Origin of the sequence: Alcanivorax sp. HI0007, from assembly GCF_001635525.1 — a bacterium.
Taxonomy (GTDB): Bacteria; Pseudomonadota; Gammaproteobacteria; order Pseudomonadales; family Alcanivoracaceae; genus Alcanivorax.
In genome coordinates this window covers 1-1,385 of sequence record NZ_LWEJ01000043.1, presented here as the reverse complement: position 1 = coordinate 1,385, position 1,385 = coordinate 1, and the positions used below count along the sequence as shown (strand labels likewise).

At 58.8% G+C, this 1,385-nt stretch carries 1 protein-coding gene; it reads left to right on the top strand.

What is annotated here, in order from left to right; translation table 11 throughout:
• Window positions 1–217: 217 nt before the first annotated feature.
• The coding region (sat, locus tag A3714_RS02490) for a sulfate adenylyltransferase (RefSeq protein ID WP_231867817.1) at window positions 218–1,385 on the top strand (1,168 nt) is incomplete at its 3' end.

The window sequence follows — 1,385 nt, the reverse complement described above, 5'->3', positions numbered from 1 at the left end:
CCGGCAAGGGGGGCGGGCGGGGCACGCAAGTCATTGTTGAGTATGGCTCTTTACTGATCGGGCTTGCGCGTTGCCGCTTTTTTTACGCCCGCCCCCCTTGCCGGGCCGACCTGCTGCCGATCCTTTGCTATACTGCGCCGCGATATGGATACCCCGTTGATTGAGCATTTGGAGTGAATAGATGGTCGCTTTGGTCAAGCCGCATGGTGCGGACGCATTGAAACCCCTTTACGTTGCTGATGAAGATGCCCGCGTTGCCTTGCAGCAGGAAGCGGAATCTCTGCCTTCAGTGGTGATCAGCTCGGCCGCTGCCGCCAATGCGGTGATGATGGGTGCCGGTTACTTCACCCCGCTGACGGGCTACATGAACAAGGCTGACATGCTGTCGGTGGCGGAAAACATGACCACTGCCGATGGTCTGTTCTGGCCGGTGCCGATCGTCAACATGCTGAAGGATGTCAGCGCCATTGAAGGTGCCAAGCGCATAGCCCTGCGCGACCCCAATGTGGAGGGCGAGCCGGTGATCGCGGTGATGGATGTGGCGGCGATCGAGGAAGCCTCCGACGCCGAACTGGAAGCCGTTGCCGAGCAGGTCTTTGCCACCAATGACAAGGAGCACCCGGGTGTGGCCAATTTCCTGGCCGCCGGCAACTTTATCGTGTCCGGTGACATCCAGGTCCTCAATTACTCCTATTTCGCCGACGATTTCCCCGATACCTTCCGTACCGCGGTTTCCATTCGCAATGAGTTCGTTGAGCGTGGCTGGAGCAATGTGGTCGCGTTCCAGACCCGTAACCCCATGCACCGCGCCCATGAAGAACTGTGTCGCATGGCCCAGGAGGCGCTGAACGCCGACGGTATCCTGATTCATATGCTGCTGGGCAAATTGAAGAAGGGTGATATTCCGGCTGACGTGCGTGATGCCTCAATCCGCAAGATGGTGGAAGTGTACTTCCCGCCCAACACCGTGATGATCACCGGGTACGGGTTTGACATGCTGTACGCGGGCCCCCGTGAGGCGGTGTTGCATGCGGTATTCCGCCAGAACTGTGGCTGCAGCCATTTGATCGTTGGCCGTGACCATGCAGGGGTGGGTGATTATTACGGCGCTTTCGATGCGCAAACCATCTTCCAGGAAAAGGTGCCGGCCGGTGCCCTGGAAATCAAGATCTTCGAGGCGGATCATACCGCCTATTCCAAGAAGCTTGATCGTGTGGTCATGATGCGTGATGTACCGGACCACACCAAGGACGACTTTGTGCTGCTGTCAGGTACCAAGGTGCGTGAGATGCTGGGCCAGGGCATTGCCCCGCCGCCGGAGTTCTCTCGTCCGGAAGTGGCCCAGATCCTGATGGACTACTACCAGGCGCTGGACGCCGACAAGT